Source organism: Georgenia sp. Z1491 (assembly GCF_057652395.1).
Genome location: NZ_CM172729.1, coordinates 951,879 through 967,230 on the forward strand (window position 1 = coordinate 951,879; position 15,352 = coordinate 967,230).

Consider the following 15,352-nt stretch of genomic DNA (forward strand, 5'->3'; position numbering starts at 1 on the left):
TGCCGGGGCCACCGGACCCGATCAGGCTCTCGGAACGGACCGAACTCGCAGCAGGCGTCGCAGCGCGGCCCCGTAGGCGAGGCGGGCGACGACGGCGACCACCGGGTCGAGCAGCCGGGGCACGCCGCGGACCGCGAGCTCGGCGTCCCAGCGCACGATCGCGCCCTGCAGTCGGGCGTCGTTGGCGCCGGCCCGCCCGTGGGCGCCTCGAGGCGGCGGGTCGTCCGGCCGGGCGTCGTCACCGACCCGCGCGAGCACGACGCCCCGCAGCACCCGCCCGGTCTTGACGAACCGGACGGCACCACCGGCGCTGCCCGACCGACCGTCCTCGGTCACGCCGGCACCTTCCACCGCAGCCACACGGAGCCGGTCCACCACCATGGTGTCGTCCATCCGCAGCAGGCCAAGCGCGGTGCGCATCGTGAACTGCTCGCCCAGCCGGAGCGGTCCGCGGCGGTCGCGCCCGCGCAGGGTCGTCAGGGGCACGACGGACGCGTGCAGCTCCGGGTCGAGCACCCGGGCGAGGGCCTGCGCAGGGTCGAGCACGGTGCGGACCACCACCGCGTACCGGGCGCTCACGAGCAGCTCACAGCTCGCGCAGGAGGGTGTCCGCGCCGCCGGCCCCGCCGATCCGGACGAACCCGGCGCGCTCGTACAGGCGCCGCGCGGTGGAGTTGTCGCGCTCGACGCTCAGGCTCACCGCGCGGCGACCGTCGCGCCGCGCGCGCTCGAGGAGCACGGCGAGCAGCGCGGACCCGACGCCACCACCGCGCGCGGGCGGCTCGACGCCCATCGACAGCTCGGGGACGTCCTCGGCGACGAACCCGTACCCAGGCCTCACGGCGGGCATCAGGCGCAGCCAGGCGGCCCCGAGGACCGTTCCGTCGTCGTCCACCGCGACGACCCCGCCCTGGTCCGGGGTCCACCCGTCGACGTAGCGCGCGAGCGCGTCGTCGTCCCGCAGTCCCGCCACCGGCACGTCGCCGCTCCGCCAGCCCGCGGCGTGGGCCAGCGCGCGCCACAGGTGACCGGCGTCGTCGGCGTCGGCGGGCCGGACCGACCACGGCCGGCTGCGCGCGAGGAACACGTGCTCGCGGCCCGGCCGGTCCGGGGCGTCGCGCACGTCCTCGACGTCGAGGCCGACGCCGAGCAGGTCGGCCTCCACCTCGGTCCGGTCGCGGAAGCGCAGCGTCGAGTCGGACGTGATCACCTCCCCGGTCGCGTGGAAGGTGTGGGTGAGGCGGAAGCTCACCAGCGGCAGGGCGACGTCGGTGAGCGAGTACGCCTGCGTCACCTCACCGACCCCGGGGACGTCGAGCGTGGTCGGCGCGTACCGCTGCGCCCAGCTCTCCCACGCCCGGGTCTCGGGCCGCCGCGTCTCGAACGCAAGCAACCCGCCGGGCACGAGCGCGCGCCGCAGGTCCTTCAGCGTCGCCGACCAGTGGTCGTCGGTGAGGAAGACCTGGGCGACGTTCGCCGTCATGACCGCGAGATCCGCCCACCCGGTGGGCGCGTCCTCGGCCGTACCGACCACCCACCGCACGGCGTCGGCACCCGACTTGCCGCGGGCGACGTCGATCGACGCACCGGCAGGATCGATCCCGACGACGTCGCACCCCTCGTCCGCGAGCCGGACCGCGAGCGTGCCCGTGCCGCACCCGAGGTCGAGCACGCGCCGAGCCCCGGAGGTGCGGGCGATCTCGACGTAGGCGTCGAGGTCGGAGCGGTCGGGGTCGAACGGGTCGTACAGCGGGGCGAGTCGGGCGTCTTCGAAGATCGGGTCGGGCACGGACCCAGCCTCGCGCGCGATCGCGGCCCCGCGCCACCGCAATCCAGGCGCCATCGCATGCCCCGCGCCCCAGCGTTCACGGCTGCCACCGCATCGGCCGGGTTCACCGGCGGCACCACGGTTCCGGTGCCGCCGCCCGGCGCCCCCACGGCTCCCGCGCCGCCGTCGGACGTCCCGTAGCCTCGGCGCCATGCCCCGCGTCGTCCTCATGTGCGGTCCCGCCGGCTCCGGCAAGTCGACCGTCGCCCGCGGGCTGGAGCGCGACGGGATGGTGCGGCTGTCGATCGACGCCGAGGCGTGGGCGCGCGGGGAACGCTCGATGCCGCTCGACCCGCGGGTGCTCGGCGAGATCGAGAGTGCCCTCCAGGTCCGGCTGCTCGACCTCGTCCGTGCGGGCCGCGACGTCGTCGTCGACCTCTCCTTCTGGTCCCGCGCGATGCGGGAGACGTACCGCGCGCTGCTGAGCGGCACCGGGGTGGTGCCCGAGACGATCTACCTGGCCACGCCGAGGGACGTGTGCCTCGCGCGGCTGCGAGCCCGCTCGGCGGCGCACCCGGACGACTTCGCCCTCGACCCGGAGCTCGCCGGGCAGTACCACGACCACCTCGAGGTGCCGACGCCGGACGAGGGTCCGCTCACGGTCCTGCGGTGAATCTCGCCCCGGCCGTGCCGCGGTGTGCTCACAGCGCGACGACGCCCTGCACCACGACGATCTTGACGACGACGCCGAGCGCGAACAGGGCGGAGTAGCCGGACTCGGCCCGGTCGTCGTCGGCGATCGACGTGACGTGCCCCAGCAGGACGGGTTGACCGATGAACCCGGCCATCGCGCCCGCCGTGCGGGGCGCCGACAGTCCGACGAGCCGCCCGAGTCCCCACAGCAGCGCGAGCACGAGGAGCAGCAGGACGACCGCGGTCCCGGCGACCGCCAGCCCGGTGAGCGTGAACGCGGTCGAGGCGAACGCCTGGCCGCTCGCGAGGCCGACGGTGGCGAGGAAGAACATGAGCCCGAACTGCCGGATCGTGAGGTTCGCCGCGAGCGGCATCGTCCACACGAGCGGTCCCGTGCGCTCGAGCCGGCCGAGCACGAGCCCGACGACGAGGGGCCCCGCCGCGCTCCCGAGCGCGAGGCTCGCCCCACCGCCGAGGGGCAGCGCGAGCAGGCCGACGGCGAGGCCCAGCGCGATCCCGAGGCCGAACGGGAGGAAGTCGACCTCCGTGACCCGGCGCTCGGAGTCGCCGAACAGTGCCCGCAGGTCCTGTAGCCGTTCCCGCGGGAACACGATACGGATGCGGTCGCCGAGCTGGAGGGTCATGTCGTGCTGGGCGAGGAGGTCCTTGTCGCCGCGGCGCACGCGCGTGATGACGCCCCCGAACCGGGCGGGGATCCGCAGGTCGGCCACCGTGCGGCCCGCCACGCCCGGGTCGGAGACGACGAACCGCCGGTAGGTGACGACCGAGTGGTCGTCGGCGAGGTCCGTGGGTGCCGCGGTGCCGAGGGACCGCGCGGCCGTGCGGACGGCGTCGGGCACGCCCACGAGCAGGACCCGGTCGCCCCCGCGCAGGGAGTCCTCCGGGTCCGCGACGGTCACCGCGCCGCCGCGCAGCAGGTAGCTCACGCGCACGCCCGCCGGGTCGCCCGGCAGGAACGCGATGCCGGGGATGTCGGCGATGGGCCGCGGCCGCTCGACGTCGACGGTCACGGTGAGCAGCCCGGCCGCCGAGAGCGGCGCCGGGTCGCGCGTGCCCGGGAGCGGGGTGCGTGCCACGCGCGAGAGCACGAGCAGGGTGACGACGACGGCGATCGGGTAGCTGATCGCGTAGCCCACGGCAGGGTCGGTCGAGCCGCCCAGCGCGTCCGTGGCGGCCGCCATCGCGGGCGTCGCCGTCAGTGCGCCGGAGAAGAGGCCGCCCGTGGTCCCGGCACCGAGGTCGAGGACCGTGCCGGCCACGACGGCGAGCGCGCCGAAGAGGACGACGAGCAGGGTCGCGCCACCCATGAGGGGGGCCTGGCGTCGCAGGTCGCGGAAGAACGAGGGGCCGGCGGCGATGCCGATCGTGTAGACGAACAGGGTGAGTCCGACGGCCTGCACGAGCCCGAGGCTCTCGCCGAGGCGGGGGTCGAGCGCGCCGAGCGCGAGCCCGACGAACAGGGCACCGGCGGCGCCGAACCGGAGCGGGCCGAACGGGACGGCGCCGAGCGCGGTGCCCAGCGCGACGACGACGAAGACCGTGAGGAGAGGGGCCGCCGCCAGGATGTCCAACACTCCGTCACGCTAGCCCGCGGCCCGAGGACCCGGCTGTGAGGTCGGCCGCCCTGCCGCTCAGTCGGTGAGGTGGTCGACCAGCCAGGACCGCACCTCGACCAGGCAGCGAGGCGAGACCCGCCCGAGCGGGGCCGCGAGCCGGTCGCGCGAGACGACGCGTACCTGCTCGGTCATCGCGAAGCTCGTCCGCGGCAGATCGACGTGGCCGCGCACCTCGACGTGGTTCGGCCACCCCCGGTCCGAGCTCGTCAGCGGGACCACCAGGGCGAGGGTGGTGACTGTTGCCAGGTACTCGTGACCCGCGACGACGAGCACGGGGCGCCGGCCACCCTGCTTTCGCCCGATCGTCGGGCGAGGACTCGCCCACCAGACGTCTCCCGGGCTCAGGTCCACGCGTCGCTCTGCCACTCGCGGACCTCGTCCAGGTAGTCCTGGTCCGGGGGGTTCGCGGCCATGGCCTCGCGCACGCGGGCGTATCGCTGGCGGCGCGCCTCCTCCTCCGCGAGTGCGGCGAGGTGCTCACCGAGCGTGCGTCCGCGGGCCGCCGCCTGTGCCTTCAGCGTGTCGCGCAGGTCGCTGGTGACCTTGATCGTCGTGGTCATACTCCGAGTATGACACCGACCCGTGATCGGGCCGCGCAGCTACCCCTTCTTGGCGCGGATGAGGTCCAGGGCGAGGGTCCCGCCGATGAGCGCCAGGCGCTCGCGCGGACCGGCGTCGTCCTCGAGCCGGATGACGTAGCGGTCCTTCCCGGAGAAGAAGCCGGCCGGCTGCCTCGAGACCGCTCCCAGCGGGCGTTCGCCGTCGAGGATCTCGAAGTCCTGGTCGAACCCTCGGCCGCCGATCTCGAGCAGGGGGCCGTCCGTCACTGCGATCTCGACCCGCGTGGAGAAGAACGCCATGCGCTGGACGACCTCCGCGAGCGGGGAGCCGTCGGGGTCGGTGAGGGTGTACCGGTCGCTGCCCCAGGCGAGCGTGTCCACCACGTGCATGAGGAGCGTGTCGTCCGCGTCGGCGACCTCGAACGACCGGCTGCCGAACATGCTCGAGCCCGTGGTGCGGACGTGTCCGACCACCTGCTCGTGCTCGTCGAGGATGTCGAAGTCGTTCGACAGGAACGAGGTCACCTGGTGCATGACGACGACGTCCTGCTCGAGCAGAGCGGTGCTCCGGCCGCCGGAGGCCGGTGCCCCGTCGACGTGCGCGTGGTCCACGGGCGAGGCCGCGTCGTCGGGGGTGGTCGTGGGGCCGTGGCCGGCAGCGGCCGCCTCCCACGTGCCGGCCGTCGCGACGGCGGTGCCGTCCGCCGCGGGTGCGGGATCCACCGTCTCCTCGGGCAGCGGCTCCGGGTCGGTCGACCAGAACGTGAGGGCCTCGGCAACCCGGTCCGGGTGCGGGTGGTCCTCGTTGAGCATCTGCAGGCTGACGACGCTCAGGTGGGGTGCGGATCGGCGGTCAGTCACGAGGAGCACCGGCGTGGGACCGAGCTCGCCGCGCACCTCGGGCGAGCCCAGTGCCGAGCCGAGGGCGGCGAACAGCTGGAACTCCCACTCCTCGCGCTCGGCGTCGGTGACGTTCGTGCGCGCCCAGTGGTCGAGCTCGGTCTCGATGGCGCGCAGCTCGGCCGATGCCGGGGTATCGACGGCCGGCCACCCGGCGGCCCACCAGTGGGCCCGGGCGTCGGTGCTGGAGTGGGCATCGGTGCTGGTGCCGGGGGCGGTGTCGACCGTGGTGTCGGAGCCGGGCGCGGTGGCCGGCGTTAGCACGGGCACCCATGACCTGCCGGACGAGTGCACGACGGCCGCCCCCGGAACGGTCCCGGGCTCCCGGCCGGCGACCAGCTCGTGGAACACGCGGGCGAGGGCCGCGCGCAGTCGGGGGGCGAGGCTCTCGAGGTAGGACTCCACGCCGTCACGGTAGCCAGGCGAGGCGACCGCCGACCCGGTTCACCGGGGGAGCGCTGTCCGCGCTCCGACCTGCCCCCTCGCGTCCGCACCGCCGCACAGGACCCCGGGGCTGCCCGCGTCGGTACGTGCTGGCACGATCGACGTGTGATGGAGTCCGACGACCAGCCGGCCGAGATCCGTGTCCGGGGCGCCGCGGTCCACAACCTCAAGGGCGTCGACGTCGACATCCCGCTGCGGCGACTCGTCGGCATCGCGGGCGTCTCGGGCTCGGGGAAGTCCTCGCTCGCGATGGGCGTGCTCTACGCCGAGGGCTCCCGCCGCTACCTCGAGGCGCTCTCGACCTACACCCGTCGTCGCCTCGCGCAGGCGCCGCGCGCCGCCGTCGACTCGGTCGAGCACGTGCCGGCGGCCCTCGCCCTGCGGCAGCGGCCCGGCGTGCCCGGCGTCCGCTCGACCTTCGGCACGACCACCGAGCTCCTGAGCGTCCTACGGCTGATGTTCTCGCGGCTGGCGAGCCACCGCTGCCCGAACGGCCACGCGCACCCACCGACCCTCGACGTCGCCGCCGAGGTCCCCCTGACCTGCCCCCACTGCGGCGTGGTCTTCGACCCGCCGGGCGCCGAGGACCTCTCCTTCAACTCGGCCGGCGCCTGCCCCACGTGCGCGGGCACGTCGGTCGTGCGCGACGTCGACGACGCCACGCTCGTGCCCGATCCCTCCCTGACGATCGACGAGGGGGCCGTGCTGCCCTGGCGGACCTTCAACTTCAACGTCCAGCCCGACATCGTCCGCGAGATGGGTGTGCGCACCGACGTGCCCTACCGCGACCTCACCGACGACGAGCGGGCCGTCGTCCTCGACGGCCCCGAGGAGAAGCGGCACATCACCGTCTCCACCCGCAACGGCGTGCACGAGCTCGACTTCACGTTCCGCAACGCGCGCCTGACCGTGACGAAGCAGCTCGAGCGCGCCACCGACGAGAAGCGGCTCGCCCGAGTCGGCAAGTTCCTGACCGTGGGTGTGTGCCGCGCGTGCGGCGGCACCCGCCTGTCGGAGGCGGCCCGCGCGCCGCGCATCGGGCCGGCCGGCCTGGCCGAGGTCACCGCGTACACCCTCGACGACGCCCTCGACTGGGCCGCGAGTGTCGAGTCCGCCCTGCCCGCCGACATGCGCCCGATGGCCGGCTCGCTGGTGACGAGCTTCCGCGACATGGGCGCCCGTCTCGTCGAGCTCGGCCTCGGCTACCTCTCGCTCGACCGCGCGGGCTCGACGCTCTCTACCGGCGAGCGGCAGCGCGCCCAGCTCGCGCGTGCGGTGCGCAACCGGACGACCGGCGTGCTCTATGTGCTCGACGAGCCGTCCATCGGCCTGCACCCCGCGAACGTCGAGGGGCTGCTGGGGGTCGTCCGCGACCTGCTCGCGGACGGCAACTCGGTGGTGCTCGTCGACCACGACGTCGCGGTGCTCCGCGAGGCGGACCACCTCGTCGAGATCGGACCGGGAGCCGGGGCCGACGGCGGTCGCGTGGTCGCATCGGGCAGCGTCGCCGAGGTCACCGGCGCACGGGCGTCGAGGCTCGGCGGGTTCCTCGACGGCAGCGAGCCGGTGCTCGTCCGCGAGCGGACCCCGGCCGGGGACGTCTTCGCCGACGGCGCGATCCACCTCGGCACCGAGTGGATCCACACGGTCCACCCGCTCACCGTCGACGTGCCGCGCGCCCGGCTCACCGCCGTCACCGGTGCCTCCGGGTCCGGGAAGACCACCCTCGTGCTCGAGGGCCTCGTCCCGGCGCTCGCCGCCGTCGCCGCGGGGGAGCGGCCCCCGGCGCACGTCACCGACGTCGACCCGGCCGGCATCGAGCGCGTCCAGCTCGTCGACGCCACGCCGATCGGCATCAACGTCCGCTCGACCGTGGCCACCTACAGCGGCGCGATGGACGAGCTGCGGCGCACGTTCGCAAAGGCGCCGTCCGCCGTCGAGCAGGGCCTCACGGCGGCTGACCTCTCGCACAACACCGGCTCGCTGCGGTGTCCGCGTTGCGAGGGCACCGGCCAGATCACGCTCGACGTCCAGTTCCTCCCCGACGTCGACATCGCCTGCCCCGACTGCGAGGGCACCCGGTACGCGCCGGAGGCGTTCCTCGTGCGGCGACCCGTACCGGGCGGCGGCGAGATCTCCCTGCCGGAGGTCCTCGCCCTCACCGCCGCCGAGGCGGCCGACGCGCTCGACGACGTGGCACCCGTGGCGCGGCGCCTGCGCACGCTGACGGACCTCGGGCTCGGTTACCTCACGCTCGGCGAGGCCACGCCCGCACTGTCCGGTGGCGAGGCGCAGCGCCTCAAGCTCTCCACCGAGCTCGGCCGCCGGCAGGGCGGCACCATGTTCGTCCTCGACGAGCCCAGCGTCGGGCTGCACCCGCTCGACGTCCGCGTCCTCCTCGCCGTCCTGCAGCGGCTGGTCGACCGCGGGGCGACCGTGGTCGTCATCGAGCACGACCTGGACCTCGTCGCGAACGCCGACCACGTCATCGACATGGGGCCGGGCGGGGGCGAGGACGGCGGGCGGATCGTCGTCACCGGGACGCCCGAGCAGGTGGCCGCAGAGCCGGCCAGCCTCACCGGCCGCTACCTCGCTCGCCACCTCGGGCAGGAGTGAGACAAGGGCCGGCAGGCGACGCCGTCACTGCTGCGGGGAGGGCGAGTCGACGTAGCGCACGGTATGGACGACGAGCCCGTCGATCCGAACGACGTCGCGCGGGTTCGCGGTGAACAGGGGAAGCCCTCGGGACATCGCCGTCGCCGCGATCAGGGCGTCGTAGGCGCGCGCCGCCGGCTTCCGACCCTGTGCTCGCAGAGAGGCGGCGACGATCCCGAACGTCCGCGCAGCGGCCGCGTCGAACGGGATCGGTTCGAAGTCCGCCTCGGCCTGCTGCAGGTGTGCCATACGCGCTGCGCGTTCGTCGTCGGTCCGTGCGACGTGGGGCCCCACCGAGAGCTCGGCGAGAGAGACTGCTGTGATGCTCGGCTCTGCGGGGAGGCTCTCGGGGTCCAGGAGCGCGAGGTCGATCAGCGCCGACGTGTCGAGCACCCCGTGCTCGCTCGCGTGAGTCACAGGGACGGGTCGATGCGTTCGTCGAGGTCGTCGAGCAGACGAACCGGATCTACCCGCGGCAGGGAGGCGCGGCGCGCGATGAGCTCCTCCACGCGGGAGGCGCGGCGGGGAAGCGGAGACACCGAGGCGACGGGGGAGCCGTCCCGAGTCACGATCAGCGTCTCGCCGCGCTCGACCCGGCGCAGCACCTCTGCGCTGCGGTTCCGTAGGTCCCGCACCGTCACTCCGTCCACAGCCCCAACGTATCACCGGTGATACGTTCGGGATAGGTCCGCCTCGGCGACGACGTGCAGCGGACGCACATCGGCGATCGTTCACGACCGAACCTGCGCGGGTCCCTGCACCTGGCTCGCAGTCGCGCGGACGTGCGCCGGGCGCCGATCGGATAATCTCGACATCGAACCATCCCCGGCACCCGAGGAAGAGGCAGCACGACGATGTCCACGATCATCTTCACGCTCACCGACGAGGCGCCGCGCCTGGCGACCTACTCCTTCAAGCCGATCGTCGAGGCCTACGTGCGCGCCGCGGGCATCGAGGTCGAGTCCCGGGACATCTCCCTGGCGGGCCGCATCCTCGCGGCGTTCAGCGACCGGCTCCCCGCCGACCAGGTCGTCTCCGACTCCCTCGCCGAGCTCGGCGAGCTGGCGCGTCGCCCCGAGGCGAACATCATCAAGCTGCCCAACATCTCGGCCTCCCAGCCCCAGCTCCGCGCCGCGATCGCCGAGCTGCGCGAGCAGGGCGTCGACCTGCCCGACTACCCGGAGTCCACGGACACCCCCGAGGACGCCGACGTCCGCGCGCGCTACGACGCCGTCAAGGGCTCGGCGGTCAACCCGGTCCTCCGCGAGGGCAACTCGGACCGCCGGGCGCCCGCCGCCGTGAAGAACTACGTCAAGGCCCACCCGCACCGCATGGGGGAGTGGTCGGCCGACTCGCGCACGAACGTCGCAACGATGGACGCCGCGGACTTCCGGCACAACGAGCAGTCCGTCGTCGTCCCGGCCGAGGACGTCCTCCAGATCCGCCACGTCGCGGCCGACGGCACCGCCACCGTCCTCAAGGAGCGCGTACCCGTCCTGGCCGGGGAGGTCGTGGACTCCTCGTTCCTGTCGGCGGCCGCGCTCGACCTGTTCCTCGCGGAGCAGGTGGCGCGCGCCAAGGACGAGGGCGTCCTGTTCTCCGTCCACCTCAAGGCCACGATGATGAAGGTCTCCGACCCGATCATCTTCGGCCACGTGGTCCGCGCCTTCCTCGCCGACGTCTTCGGTCGCTACGGCGACGACCTCGCCGCCGCCGGCCTCAGCGCGAACGACGGCCTCGGCGCGATCTACGCCGGCCTGGCCGACCTCCCGAACGGCGAGGAGATCCGCAGCGCGATCGACGCCGCGATCGCCGACGGCCCGGACCTCGCGATGGTCGACTCGGACAGGGGCATCACCAACCTGCACGTGCCGTCCGACGTCATCGTCGACGCGTCCATGCCCGCGATGATCCGCACGTCGGGACACATGTGGGGCCCCGACGGCGACGAGCACGACACGCTCGCCGTCATCCCCGACTCGTCCTACGCCGGCGTCTACCAGGCCGTCATCGAGGACTGCCGCGCCAACGGCGCCTTCGACCCGACGACCATGGGCACCGTGCCCAACGTGGGGCTCATGGCGCAGAAGGCCGAGGAGTACGGGTCGCACGACAAGACCTTCGAGATCCGGGCGCCGGGCACGGTCGAGGTCGTCGACTCGGCCGGGGCGGTACTCATGTCCCACGACGTCGAGGCCGGCGACATCTGGCGGGCCTGCCAGACCAAGGACGCCCCGATCCGCGACTGGGTGCGCCTCGCCGTCGCCCGTGCCCGCGCGACCGGTGTGCCCGCGGTGTTCTGGCTCGACGAGTCGCGTGCGCACGACCGCAACCTCATCGGACTCGTGCGCACCTACCTCGCGGAGCACGACACCGAGGGCCTGACGATCGAGATCATGGACCCGGTCGCCGCGACCCGGTACTCGGTGGAGCGCATCCGCCGCGGCGAGGACACGATCTCCGTGACCGGCAACGTCCTGCGCGACTACAACACCGACCTCTTCCCGATCCTCGAGCTCGGCACGAGCGCGAAGATGCTCTCGGTCGTCCCACTGATGAACGGCGGCGGCCTGTTCGAGACCGGTGCCGGCGGCTCCGCCCCGAAGCACGTGCAGCAGCTCGTGAAGGAGAACTACCTTCGCTGGGACTCGCTGGGGGAGTTCCTCGCGCTGGCCGAGTCGCTGCGGCACCTCGCGGGCGTCGACGGCAACGCCGGCGCGCGGGTCCTCGGTGACGCGCTCGACCGCGCCACCGAGAAGCTCCTCCACGAGGGTCGGTCACCGGCGCGGCGCCTGGGCCAGATCGACAACCGCGGCTCGCACGCCTGGCTGGCGACCTACTGGGCGGCCGAGCTCGCGGCGCAGACCGAGGACCCTGCCCTCGCCGAGCGGTTCGGCCCGGTCGCCGCGCAGCTGGCCGAGCAGATCGAGTCGATCGACGCCGAGCTCATCGCCGCCCAGGGCGACCCGACCGACATCGGCGGCTACTACCGGCCCGACGAGGCCAAGGCGTCCGCAGTCATGCGCCCGTCCACGACCCTCAACGCGATCATCGACGCGGTCTGAGGACCGGGCCGACCCTGGTCGACGCGACCGCGGCCGCCCACCACGAGGTGGGCGGCCGCGGTCGCGTCCGGGGTGCGTCGGCCTTGTCAGGCGACGTTGCAGGTCAGCCCGTTGGGACCGTGGTTGCAGTAGCCGGCCGGGTTCTTCTCCAGGTACTGCTGGTGGTAGTCCTCCGCCGCGTAGAACGGGCGGTCGCCGAACGGCTCGATCTCGGTGGTGATCGCCCCGCCGCCGACCTCGTCGATCGCGGCCTGGAACGTCGCGCGGGTGCGCTCGGCGGCCTCGCGCTGCTCCTCGGTGGTCCACCAGATCGCTGAGCGGTACTGCGAGCCGACGTCGTTGCCCTGGCGGTCCTTCGTCGTCGGGTCGTGGTTCTCCCAGAAGGCCTTGAACAGCTCGTCGGCCGACACGACCGCGGGGTCGTAGGCCACGAGGGCGGCCTCGGCGTGCCCCGTCATCGCGGTGCAGACCTCCTCGTAGGTGGGGTGCGGCGTGTAGCCGCCGGTGTAGCCGACCGCGGTGCCGACGACCCCGGGGATGCGCCAGAAGATGCGCTCGACGCCCCAGAAGCAGCCCATGGCGACGTAGAGCTCCCGGGTGCCCTCGGGCCACGGGCCGGTCAGGGGAGCGTCGAGGACGATGTTGCGCGCGGGCGGCGTGTAGGCGGGCGAGGACCGACCCGGGAGCGCGGTCTCCGGCGAGGTCGGTCGTGGGGTGCGGGCGAACAGGTTCATGAACCCTCTCCTGGTCGGGCGCCTCGCGGCGCTGGGTCCCTCGTGCGGCGGTGCGCCCCCCGCGGTCGCGGGCGGAGCGTCGCCCGGTCCAACCGGTCCGGTGCGGACGTTGTTCCCGAACTACGCTGAAGCACCCACCGACGACGAAGGACGCCCATGGTTCGCCTCCCACGCTCGATCCGTTCCGTATGGGGGTCGACCTCACGCCGTGCCACCGCCGCCGTGGCTGCCGCCGCGCGCCCGGCGCCACGCGGACGCGAGGAGGACGGGCCGCCCGAGCAGGGGCGCGAGCCCTACACCCGCACCGCGGCGGGGCTCTCCCCGGGCGACATCGACTCGGGCGCCGCGGACGCCGACGACGAGCTCCGCGCGGCCCCCGACCGCACGGTGCCGTGGACGATGCGCGCCGTCGCCTCCTGGTCCTGGCGGATCATCGTCATCACTGCGGCGGCGGCCATCATCGGGTGGCTGCTCGTCCAGCTCCGCACCATCGTCGTCTCCCTCATGGTGGCGATGCTCCTGTCCGTGCTGCTCGCGCCGGTGGCGGCCTTCCTGCGCCGCAGGCTCCGGTTCCCCCGGGCCATCGCGGCGCTGACGTCGCTGCTGGTCCTCGTCGTCCTCGTCGTCGGGCTCCTCGCGCTCGCGGGGCAGTCGATCGCCTCGGGCTTCCAGCGGCTCGCGGACGAGGCCCTCGCGGGTTTCGACCAGCTCGTCTCCTGGCTCGGCACCGGCCCGCTCGGGCTGGACCAGACGGACATCGACGCGGCGATGGAGCAGGGCGGCCAGACCCTCCAGGACAACTCGGAGTTCCTCGCGACGGGGGTGCTGACGGTGACCTCGTCCGTCGTCGAGGTGCTCGCCGGGTTCTTCATCGCGATCTTCTGCACCTTCTTCTTCCTGTCCGACGGCCGCTCGCTGTGGAGCTGGGCGGTGCGGCTGACGCCCACGCGCGCGCGTCCGACGATCCACGAGGCAGGCATCCGGGCCTGGTACACGGTCAGCGGGTACACGCGCGGCCAGATCCTCGTCGCCTTCGTCGACGCCGTCGGGATCGGCCTGGCCGCTGCGCTCCTCGGCGTGCCGCTCGCCCTGCCGATCGCGATCCTCGTCTTCCTGGGCGCCTTCATCCCCATCATCGGTGCCCTCGTGTCCGGCACCGTCGCGGTGCTCGTCGCGGTCGTCGACTCCGGCTTCTACATCGCGCTGGCCATGCTCGGCGCCGTCCTGCTCGTGCAGTTCATCGAGAGCCACGTCCTCCAGCCGGTCATCCAGTCGCGCGCCGTCCAGCTGCACCCGATCGCCGTCCTGCTCGCCGTGGCCGGCGGCACCGCCGTGGCAGGGCTCGTCGGGGCGCTGTTCGCCGTGCCGGTGGTGGCGGTCGTCAACTCGGTCGGCCTCTACCTCGCCGGCCGCGACCCGCAGCCCCACCTGGCCGTGGACGTCCGTCGCACGGGCGGCCCGCCGTCCGCGGTGCTGGAGTACGCCCCGACGGCGGACGAGCCCGAGGAGGAGCCCTTCGCGGACGTCTTCAGCGCGGGCGCGGGCCAGTACCCTGACGGGCCCGACCCGACGGACGTGCCGGACGCCGGTCGAGCCGACGACGACCGATCCCCAGGAGGACGCTGACATGACCGCCGAGCCCGCCGAGCTGCCTCCCGGGCTGCCCACCCTCGACGAGCTCGACGCGGCCCGGGCGATCGTGCGGCCCGTCGCGCGCGAGACGCCGGTGCTGTCCTTCGGGTCCCTGGCGGAGCACACCGGGGCCCCGGTGCACCTCAAGGCCGAGCACCTGCAGCGGACCGGCTCGTTCAAGATCCGCGGTGCCGCGGTGCGGCTCGGTCGGCTGGACGCGGCCGAGCGCGAGCGGGGCGTCATCGCCGCCTCGGCCGGGAACCACGCCCAGGGCGTGGCGCTGGCCGCCCGGGAGCTGGGCGTCCCGGCCCGGATCTACATGCCGGCGGACGCGGCCCTGCCCAAGGTCGAGGCCACCCGGGCCTACGGCGCGGAGGTCGTCCTCACGGGCCGGCACCTCATGGACTGCCTCGCCGAGGCGGAGGACGACTGCGCGGCGTCCGGCCGCACGCTCATCCACCCCTACGACCACATCGACATCGTGCTCGGCGCGGCCAGCGTGGGCCTGGAGATCCTCGAGCAGGTCCCGGACGTGGCGACGATCGTCGTCCCCACCGGCGGAGGCGGTCTCCTGGCGGGGATCGCGGCCGCGGCGCACGCCGTGCGACCCGGGGTCCGAGTGGTCGGTGTCCAGGCGGCGAAGGCGGCCGCCTGGCCGGCCTCGCTCGCCGACGGTCGGCCGGTGCCGCTGACCGAGGTGCGCACGATGGCGGACGGCATCGCCGTCGGGACGCCTGGAACCGTGCCCTTCGGGATCGTCCACGCGCTGGTGGAGGACGTGCGCACGGTGGGGGAGGAGGAGCTCTCCCGCGCGCTGCTCCTCATGGTCGAGCGCGCCAAGCTCGTGGTCGAGCCCTCCGGCGCTGCCGGCGTCGCCGCGGTCACCGGCCGGCCGCGCGACTTCTCCGACGGACCGACCGTCGTCGTGCTCTCCGGGGGAAACGTCGACCCCTTGCTGCTCCTACGGGTGGTGCGGCACGGCCTGGCCTCGGCCGGACGTTTCGTGTCGCTGCGCGTGCGCGTGCCCGACGCCCCGGGCACCCTCGCCGGGATCCTCGCCCTCCTGGGCGACCTGGGCGCGAACGTCGCGTCGGTCGAGCACTCGCGCACCGCACCGGGCCTCGCGGTCGACGAGGTGGAGATCAGCGTCGAGGTCGAGACCAAGGGCCCCGAGCACGGGGAGGAGATCCGCGCCGCTCTGGCCGCCGACGGCACCCAGGTCCTCGACGGCTGAGCATCGGGCCCGGTCGCGCGTGGCGACCGG

General features: G+C 73.9%; 14 protein-coding genes. 5 read left to right on the forward strand and 9 right to left on the reverse strand.

Going from position 1 to position 15,352, the window contains the following annotated elements; translation table 11 throughout:
- Positions 1-21: 21 nt before the first annotated feature.
- Entirely contained in the window at positions 22-579 is a 558-nt protein-coding gene (locus AC24HA_RS04430; RefSeq protein WP_425709388.1) for a hypothetical protein, read from the reverse strand.
- A 7-nt stretch (positions 580-586) separates the two neighbouring features.
- Positions 587-1,789 carry a GNAT family N-acetyltransferase gene (locus tag AC24HA_RS04435; protein ID WP_425709389.1) on the reverse strand — a complete coding sequence of 401 codons (1,203 nt, stop codon included), beginning with the start codon at positions 1,787-1,789 and terminating at the stop codon, positions 587-589.
- Positions 1,790-1,979: 190 nt separating this feature from the next.
- Between AC24HA_RS04435 and AC24HA_RS04440 the strand changes: the two genes are divergently transcribed.
- A complete protein-coding gene (locus AC24HA_RS04440; RefSeq protein WP_425709390.1) occupies positions 1,980-2,441 on the forward strand; it encodes a P-loop nucleotide/nucleoside kinase family protein in 462 nt (153 codons plus the stop codon).
- A 28-nt stretch (positions 2,442-2,469) separates the two neighbouring features.
- On the opposite strand, the gene AC24HA_RS04445 is transcribed toward AC24HA_RS04440, so the two are convergent.
- Genes AC24HA_RS04445 through AC24HA_RS04460 form a run of 4 tightly spaced genes read right to left on the reverse strand, consistent with a single transcriptional unit; the run spans position 2,470 to position 5,963 of the window.
- A complete protein-coding gene (locus AC24HA_RS04445) occupies positions 2,470-4,056 on the reverse strand; it encodes an aspartate:alanine exchanger family transporter (protein ID WP_425709391.1) in 1,587 nt (528 codons plus the stop codon).
- A 57-nt stretch (positions 4,057-4,113) separates the two neighbouring features.
- Positions 4,114-4,464: a type II toxin-antitoxin system PemK/MazF family toxin gene (locus AC24HA_RS04450; protein ID WP_425709392.1), complete on the reverse strand. Its 351-nt coding sequence runs from the start codon at positions 4,462-4,464 to the stop codon at positions 4,114-4,116.
- Complete coding sequence (locus AC24HA_RS04455) at positions 4,440-4,658, reverse strand: hypothetical protein (RefSeq protein WP_425709393.1); 219 nt, start codon at positions 4,656-4,658, stop codon at positions 4,440-4,442. Before AC24HA_RS04455 ends, AC24HA_RS04450 begins: the two co-directional genes overlap by 25 nt.
- Before the next feature lie 39 nt (positions 4,659-4,697).
- Positions 4,698-5,963: an LURP-one-related/scramblase family protein gene (locus AC24HA_RS04460; protein WP_425709394.1), complete on the reverse strand. Its 1,266-nt coding sequence runs from the start codon at positions 5,961-5,963 to the stop codon at positions 4,698-4,700.
- A gap of 147 nt (positions 5,964-6,110) precedes the next feature.
- On the opposite strand from AC24HA_RS04460, the gene AC24HA_RS04465 reads away from it, so the two are divergent.
- A complete protein-coding gene (locus tag AC24HA_RS04465) occupies positions 6,111-8,618 on the forward strand; it encodes an excinuclease ABC subunit UvrA (protein WP_425709424.1) in 2,508 nt (835 codons plus the stop codon).
- Between the two features lie 24 nt (positions 8,619-8,642).
- Here AC24HA_RS04465 and AC24HA_RS04470 read toward each other — a convergent pair whose 3' ends face one another.
- Positions 8,643-9,074: a type II toxin-antitoxin system VapC family toxin gene (locus tag AC24HA_RS04470; protein ID WP_425709395.1), complete on the reverse strand. Its 432-nt coding sequence runs from the start codon at positions 9,072-9,074 to the stop codon at positions 8,643-8,645.
- Complete coding sequence (locus AC24HA_RS04475; protein ID WP_425709396.1) at positions 9,071-9,307, reverse strand: type II toxin-antitoxin system Phd/YefM family antitoxin; 237 nt, start codon at positions 9,305-9,307, stop codon at positions 9,071-9,073. The genes AC24HA_RS04470 and AC24HA_RS04475 overlap by 4 nt, the downstream gene beginning before the upstream one ends.
- A 204-nt stretch (positions 9,308-9,511) precedes the next feature.
- Here AC24HA_RS04475 and AC24HA_RS04480 point away from each other — a divergent pair, with 204 nt between their 5' ends.
- A complete protein-coding gene (locus AC24HA_RS04480; protein ID WP_425709397.1) occupies positions 9,512-11,722 on the forward strand; it encodes an NADP-dependent isocitrate dehydrogenase in 2,211 nt (736 codons plus the stop codon).
- 86 nt (positions 11,723-11,808) lie between these two features.
- On the opposite strand, the gene msrA is transcribed toward AC24HA_RS04480, so the two are convergent.
- Complete coding sequence (gene msrA, locus AC24HA_RS04485; RefSeq protein ID WP_425709398.1) at positions 11,809-12,456, reverse strand: peptide-methionine (S)-S-oxide reductase MsrA; 648 nt, start codon at positions 12,454-12,456, stop codon at positions 11,809-11,811.
- A gap of 156 nt (positions 12,457-12,612) precedes the next feature.
- Between msrA and AC24HA_RS04490 the strand changes: the two genes are divergently transcribed.
- Together AC24HA_RS04490 and ilvA are read left to right on the forward strand one after the other, a co-directional pair.
- Positions 12,613-14,082: an AI-2E family transporter gene (locus AC24HA_RS04490; protein ID WP_425709399.1), complete on the forward strand. Its 1,470-nt coding sequence runs from the start codon at positions 12,613-12,615 to the stop codon at positions 14,080-14,082.
- 1 nt (position 14,083) lies between these two features.
- Positions 14,084-15,322: a threonine ammonia-lyase gene (gene ilvA, locus AC24HA_RS04495; protein WP_425709400.1), complete on the forward strand. Its 1,239-nt coding sequence runs from the start codon at positions 14,084-14,086 to the stop codon at positions 15,320-15,322.
- Positions 15,323-15,352: the final 30 nt, after the last annotated feature.

Bases quoted from the DNA above. Each gene is read 5' to 3' on its own strand.
- AC24HA_RS04440 (WP_425709390.1), top strand. From the start codon at position 1,980: ATGCCCCGCGTCGTCCTCATGTGCGGTCCCGCCGGCTCCGGCAAGTCG.
- AC24HA_RS04455 (WP_425709393.1), bottom strand. From the start codon at position 4,658: ATGACCACGACGATCAAGGTCACCAGCGACCTGCGCGACACGCTGAAG.
- AC24HA_RS04465 (WP_425709424.1), top strand. From the start codon at position 6,111: ATGGAGTCCGACGACCAGCCGGCCGAGATCCGTGTCCGGGGCGCCGCG.
- AC24HA_RS04480 (WP_425709397.1), top strand. From the start codon at position 9,512: ATGTCCACGATCATCTTCACGCTCACCGACGAGGCGCCGCGCCTGGCG.
- msrA (WP_425709398.1), bottom strand. From the start codon at position 12,456: ATGAACCTGTTCGCCCGCACCCCACGACCGACCTCGCCGGAGACCGCG.
- AC24HA_RS04490 (WP_425709399.1), top strand. From the start codon at position 12,613: ATGGTTCGCCTCCCACGCTCGATCCGTTCCGTATGGGGGTCGACCTCA.
- ilvA (WP_425709400.1), top strand. From the start codon at position 14,084: ATGACCGCCGAGCCCGCCGAGCTGCCTCCCGGGCTGCCCACCCTCGAC.